Origin of the sequence: Bordetella petrii (genome assembly GCF_020991325.1) — a bacterium.
In the GTDB taxonomy this organism is placed as follows: Bacteria; Pseudomonadota; Gammaproteobacteria; order Burkholderiales; family Burkholderiaceae_B; genus Bordetella_A; species Bordetella_A petrii_E.
Genome location: NZ_JAJMLX010000268.1, coordinates 1 through 6,075 on the forward strand (window position 1 = coordinate 1; position 6,075 = coordinate 6,075).

6 protein-coding genes are annotated in these 6,075 nt (G+C 65.9%); 2 read left to right on the forward strand and 4 right to left on the reverse strand.

Features of this window, described 5'->3' with window-relative positions:
• Positions 1-1,106: ABA4-like family protein (locus LPZ50_RS20375; RefSeq protein WP_230664401.1), on the reverse strand; the 1,106-nt coding region annotated here is incomplete at its 3' end.
• 94 nt (positions 1,107-1,200) lie between these two features.
• Here LPZ50_RS20375 and LPZ50_RS20380 point away from each other — a divergent pair.
• Positions 1,201-1,818 carry a TetR/AcrR family transcriptional regulator gene (locus LPZ50_RS20380; protein WP_230664403.1) on the forward strand — a complete coding sequence of 206 codons (618 nt, stop codon included), beginning with the start codon at positions 1,201-1,203 and terminating at the stop codon, positions 1,816-1,818.
• Positions 1,819-1,842: 24 nt separating this feature from the next.
• On the opposite strand, the gene LPZ50_RS20385 is transcribed toward LPZ50_RS20380, so the two are convergent.
• From LPZ50_RS20385 to garD, 3 genes are read right to left on the reverse strand one after another with little or no spacing between them, the layout of a single operon-like run.
• Positions 1,843-3,603, reverse strand: a complete 1,761-nt coding sequence (locus LPZ50_RS20385) for an ABC transporter ATP-binding protein (protein WP_230664405.1) — start codon at positions 3,601-3,603, stop codon at positions 1,843-1,845.
• 5 nt (positions 3,604-3,608) lie between these two features.
• On the reverse strand, positions 3,609-3,827 hold the full coding sequence (locus LPZ50_RS20390; protein ID WP_230664407.1) for a SlyX family protein: 219 nt from the start codon (positions 3,825-3,827) through the stop codon (positions 3,609-3,611).
• A gap of 57 nt (positions 3,828-3,884) precedes the next feature.
• Positions 3,885-5,447 (reverse strand): galactarate dehydratase, encoded by a 1,563-nt coding sequence (garD, locus tag LPZ50_RS20395; RefSeq protein ID WP_230664409.1) that lies wholly within the window; start codon positions 5,445-5,447, stop codon positions 3,885-3,887.
• Between the two features lie 163 nt (positions 5,448-5,610).
• Between garD and LPZ50_RS20400 the strand changes: the two genes are divergently transcribed.
• Positions 5,611-6,075, forward strand: a 465-nt coding sequence (locus tag LPZ50_RS20400) for an MFS transporter (protein WP_230664411.1), incomplete at its 3' end; no start/stop codon positions are given.

Sequence of the window (6,075 nt, forward strand, 5' to 3'; positions counted from 1 at the left end):
CGCCCTGCCCCGCGAGCCAGCAGCCAGCCCGCGGCCGGCAATAGCTGCTGGGCATGCACCCCCAGGAAATGCGGCGCGCGCAAATCGCCCACCGAGGTCGACCAGCCCACGATGGGCAGGCCGGATCCGCCCGCGCCGCCCACCCAGGGCCCGCCATTCATGCTGATGGCCACCCCCATGCCCGCGCCCGCCAGGAAAGTCAGCAGCAGGCCCGCGATGGCGCCCAGACGATAAGCCGGCGCCATCCCGTCGCCATGACGCCACAACTGGTGCGCCACCGGCAGCGACATCGACGTGAACACCAACGCGGCCAGGCCCATCAAGCTGTACATGGCGGCATGGAACGGCGTGCTCAGATTGAAATGCGAAGGCTGTCCCAGCGCGCCTTGCCAGGTGATGTACACGGCCTCGAACATGCCCGTCAGCAGCACTACCCCGACCACCGCGCGCACCAGCCGCGTATGGCGCCGCACCGCCGGCAGTTCGCCGATCAGCCACGCCAGGGTCAGCGCGTACAGGCCGATGGCGGCCAGGAATTTCATCGGTTTGGCCCACACATCCACGCCCGCCAGCGTGCGCGGATCCAGCCAGGCGGCCATGGCTGCCGGTAGCAACAGCGCCAGCAACAGCATCCCGAAGCCGGCCAGTTGCGGCTGGCGGCGCAGCAGTTCGCCTGCCGCGCGCTTCACCCAAGGCCAGGCGCGCAACGCGAAGAACGCCAGCAGCCCCACCGGCCCGAACCAGAACGCCAGCAGGAAGCACGGCACCAGCAACGCGCGCGGCAGGCCCAGGCGCATGCCTTCGCGCGCCATCCAGGTACCCACGAACAGATCGAAAGCCAGGAAGTGCATCCAGCCGGCCAGCAGCGTGCCATCGTGCCCGAACAGGGTACGCACCGCGGCCAGCGAGCCGTAGCCGCCGCCCTCGACCGGCCAGTAGGCCAGCAGCAGCGCCAGGTACACCGCCCCCAGCACCAGGGGAACCCCCCTTCCCGTCACGGCCCAGATTGCCACGCGTACCCGCTGCCCCAACCAGGGCGACAGCGACAAGCCCGCCCAGGCGGGCAGCACCACCCAGCCAGCCGCGCCAAACAGAGCTTCGAACATGATGAGACCCGCCCTTATCTAAACACTGTTTAGATAAGTTAGCATTGCTTCTAAACAATGTAAAGATCAGGTTTTCCGGAGGCCGGCTTCCCAGATGCCCAGGCAAGAAAAAACCCAGGCCGCTTACCACCATGGCGCGCTGCGCGATGCCCTGGTCGAGGCCACCGAAACCCTGCTGGCTGAACGCGGGCTGGAAGGCTATACCTTGCGTGAAGCGGCGCGTCGCGTCGGCGTGTCGCCGGCGGCTCCTCTGCACCACTTCGGCAGCGCCGCCGGCCTGCTGACGGAAGTGGCCATCCTGGGGTTCGAGGCGCTGACCCGGTATTTGCGCGAAGGCGCCCAGTCGGGCGGCAACGACCCCGGCGCGCGGCTGCGCGCCCAGGGCCTGGGCTATTTGCGGTTTGCCCTGGCCTACCCCGCCCGCTTCCAGCTGATGTTCCGCAAGGACCGCCTGGCCGACGACGCGCGCCTGCAGGCGGCGGGCCAGGCCGCCTTTGCCGAACTGGAAAAGGCTATCCGCGACTACACCCAGGCTCCCGCCGGCCAACCCCTGGACGCCAGCCGGCACGCCCGGCTGCTGGCGGCCTGGTCCACGGTGCACGGGTTCGCACACTTGGCGCTGGACGGCAAATTCGACCTTCCCGGCCAGCCGGCCGACCCCGCGCAACTGGAAGACACACTGCAGTTAATACTGCGGCAAGGCTGGCCTTGAACCATGGACGCCCGGACGCGCCTGTCAACCCTGGCCCGGCACCCCCGGCCTTTCGCCGATCTGCTGCCGCCACATGGCGTAGTACAGCCCGGTACGCGCCAGCAGTTGGGCATGCGTTCCGCTTTCCACGATGCGGCCTTTTTCCAGCACGAAGATCGTGTCGGCGTGCATGATGGTGGACAGGCGGTGGGCGATCAAGATGGTGATCTGCTTGCGGCTGGCCGAAATGCGGCGCACCGTGTCCGAGATCTGCTCTTCGGTCAATGAATCCAGCGCCGATGTCGCTTCGTCGAATATCAGCAGGCGCGGCTGGCGGATCAGCGCGCGCGCGATAGACAGGCGCTGCTTCTCGCCGCCCGACAGCTTCAGCCCCATCTCGCCGATGGGTGTTCCCAGGCCCTCGGGCGATTTCCTCAGCAAATAGGCGCACGCCGATTGCTCCATGGCCGCCACGATCTCTTCATCGGTCGCGTCTGGCTTCACGAAGCGGATATTGTCGCGCAGCGTGCCCGCGAATAAATAGGGTTCTTGTGTCACCAATCCGACCTGCCGGCGCGCGCGGTTATAGCGCAACCGTTTCGTCGAGATATCGTTGTAGAACACCTCGCCGGTCGCCGGCGTGTACAAGCCCAGCAACAGCTTCACCAGGGTGGATTTACCCGATCCGGAAGGCCCCACGAAAGCAATGGTGTCGCCCAGCGCGGCCGAGAACGACACGCCGTCCAGGGCGTTATCTGTTGCCCCCTTGTGGCGGAACACCACATCGGCGAACCGCAGCTGCGAGATGGCACCGCAGTCTTGCGGCGAGACCGGCCGGCGGTCTATCGGTTTTTTCATCAACGCGTCGAAATTCGACAACGAGGCTTCCGCTTCCCGGTATGCCAGGATGATGTTGCCCAATTCCTGCAGGGGCGCGAAGATCGCCACCGAAATGAACTGCATGGCAATCAGTTCGCCCGTGCTGAGCACATCGCGGAAAATCAGCCACAGCAAGGCGAACAATATCGCCAGTTTCAGCATGCTGAGCGTGACGCCCTGCAGGAACGACAGCAGCCGGATGCGCTTGACCTTCTGCATCTCCAGTTCGAAGATGCGCACTGTCTGCGCTTGCAGGCGGCGGATTTCCGGAAACGTCAGCCCCAGGCTCTTGATCAGTTCCACATTGCGCAGCGATTCCGTAATAAACCCCGAACTGCGGTTGGTCTCGCGCACGATCGAACGCTGCTGGCTCTTGATCTCGCGGCTGAGCAAGCCTGTCAGGCCGCCCAGCACCACCACGCCGATAAAGAACACGGGCACTAGCAGCCAATGCCGTGTCACCGCGTACCAGATCAGGAAGCCTATCCCGACCATGGCGGCAAACACGGTATTGATGAACGCGTTGATGAACCGTTCGCTGTCCGAGCGCACTTTCTGCAATAGCGACAAGGTCTCGCCGCTGCGCAGGTCTTCGAATTCCTGGAACTTCAGCCGCAGCGCCTGGCGCAGCCCGTCATTGAACAACTGCGTGCCGAACTTCTGCACCACCAGGCGGGTGACGTATTCCTGCAGCGCCTTGGCCAGCCGCGACAGCACCGCGACCAATACCGCCAGCCCCAGCAGTCCCAATACGCCCGAAATCAGCTCACTGTCGGACTTGCCGGCGCGGTTGATGGCGTATTCGTCAATGATCTTGCCGAAAATGATCGGGTCGATCAGCGCCAGCACCTGGCTGGCCGCGGCCAGCAACAGCGCCAGGACGGCCAGTCGGCGATGCGGACGCAGGTAGGCCCAGAGGATGGGCATGGTGTTCAGTAATGCGGCGGCAGTTCGTCGCGCAGGCTGCGAAAACTGGCGCCCGTGCCGTCCGGCAACTGCTGGCGCAGCTCGGCAAGCTCGCGCACCAGGCGGTCGATGAGTTGCTGCTGGCGAAACAAGGCCTGGTTCAACTGGTCCAGCATATCGTCGGCCAGCCCCAGCTTGATCTCCAGATCGGCCAGCCGTTGTTCGGTATCAGTAGAAGATGTCATGGAAATATTTGCTCGGAACGCCGCGGGCGCGGCACGGGGCCGGACGGTGCCTGGCGATCAAGTCACGGGCCCCGGGTTGAACAAGGCCAGCGCATTGTGCAGTTTCAGTTTCTCGGCGCAGGTCTGCTGCTTGCCGCTGGCCACATCCAGCATCAGGTGGAACAGTTCCCAGCCCACGTCTTCGATGGAGGCTTCCCCGGTGGCGATGCGGCCGGCGTTCACGTCCATCAGGTCGTGCCAGCGGCGCGCCAGGTCGCTGCGGGTGGCCACCTTGATGACCGGCACCTGGGCCAGGCCGTAAGGGGTGCCACGGCCTGTGGTGAAAATGTGCAGATTCATGCCGGCCGCCATTTGCAGCGTGCCGCAAATGAAGTCGCTGGCGGGGGTGGCACAGAACACCAGGCCCTTGCTGCTGAGTTTTTCGCCCGGCGACAGCACGCCCGAAATAGCCGACGAGCCTGACTTCACGATAGACCCCATGGCCTTCTCGACGATATTCGACAGGCCGCCCTTCTTGTTGCCGGGCGAGGTATTGGCGCTGCGGTCGGCCATGCCCAGGCTCAGGTAGCGGTCGTACCAGTCCATTTCGCGCACCAGCGCCTGGGCCACCTCGGGCGTGGCGGCGCGCGCGGTCAACTGGTCGATGCCGTCGCGCACTTCGGTGTTCTCGGAAAACATCACCGTGCCGCCAGCGCGCACCACCAGGTCGGCGGCGTAGCCCACCGCCGGGTTGGCGGTCAGTCCTGAAAACGCATCGCTGCCGCCGCACTGCACGCCCACTACCAGGTCCGAGACCGGACAGGGCTCGCGGCGGCGGCGGTCGAGAATAGCCAGGTGCTTCTCGGCGGTTTCCATGATGGATCGGATCATCGATTCGAAGCCGATGTTTTCTTCGTCCTGCAGACAGACGGTATCGACATCGTCGCCCATGCCCTGGCCCGCCGCGATGGGAATGGTGCCGCGCGGCATCAGGCGTTCGGGCTGCAGCTTTTCGCAGCCCAGGCTGACCATCATGGCCGTGCCGCCGAAATTGGGGTTGCGCGCAATATTGCGCAAGGTGCGGATCGGCACCGCGGCACCTGGCGCATCGATGGCCACGCCACAGCCGTATGTGTGCTCGATGCCGACGACATCATCGACGTTCGGATAGCGCGGCAACAGTTCGGCCTTGATGCGGCCCACCGCGTGTTCCACCACGCCCTGCACGCATTGCACGGTGGTGGAAATGGCCAGGATATTGCGCGTGCCCACCGAACCGTCGGCATTGCGGTAGCCCATGAATGTGTGGCCTTCCAGCGGCGGCAGGGCTGGCGCTGCGCGCGTGGCCATGGGCAGGTCGTCCAGCGGCCGCGCCGTGGGCAGCGTGGTGACGCGCTCGTTGACCCAGCTGCCGCGCGGCAGGGCCTGCGCCGCGTAGCCCACGGTAACGTTGTAGCGCACCACCGGATCGCCCTGCGCCAGGTCGCGCAGCGCCACCTTGTGGCCTTGCGGGATCGCCTCGCACAGCACCAGGCCGTCGGGCAGCTCGGCGCCGGCGGGCAGGCCGCCGTCGTTGACGATGATGGCGACGTTGTCGGCATCGTGGACTTTGATGTACAGCGGACGAGTGGCAACTGTCATGCTAGGGCCCTGGAATATGCGCGGCGGCACCGCGCCGCCAACGGGCCATTATCGCAGTTTCGGACGGGGCGGCCCGCAGGCCGGAAATTCCACCGCAATGAACCGGGTGCGCGCCGCGGCGCCTGTTCCTAGCATCGCCACTGTCCCCTCTCCTGCCTGCGCCATGCCTCCTTCCATCATGCGCCTGCCGGCCGCTTTTCGCCGCCTGGCCTGGTCCAACTTGTGTGCCCAGTTTTCCGAGCAATTGGCACTGGCCGCCGCGCCGTTGGTGGCGGTGCTGGCGCTGGGCGCCAGCGCTGCGCAGACGGGGTACCTGCAAACCGCGCAGACACTGCCCTTCCTGCTGTTGTCGCTGCCGGCGGGCGTGCTGGCCGACAGGGTGGCGCGGCGCGGCCTGATGGCGGCGGCCGAAGGCCTGCGTACGGTGTCGCTGCTGGCATTGCTGTTGCTGTTATGGAACGGAGGCCTGGACCTGGCGTGGCTGGCGGCGCTGGGCAGCGCGGCCGCCATCGGCACCGTGGTGTACAGCGTGGCCGCGCCCGCCCTGGTTCCCACGCTGGTGCCCCACGCACATCTGTCGACGGCCAATCGCTGGCTGGAACTGGCTCGCAGCAGCGCCTTCGCCGCC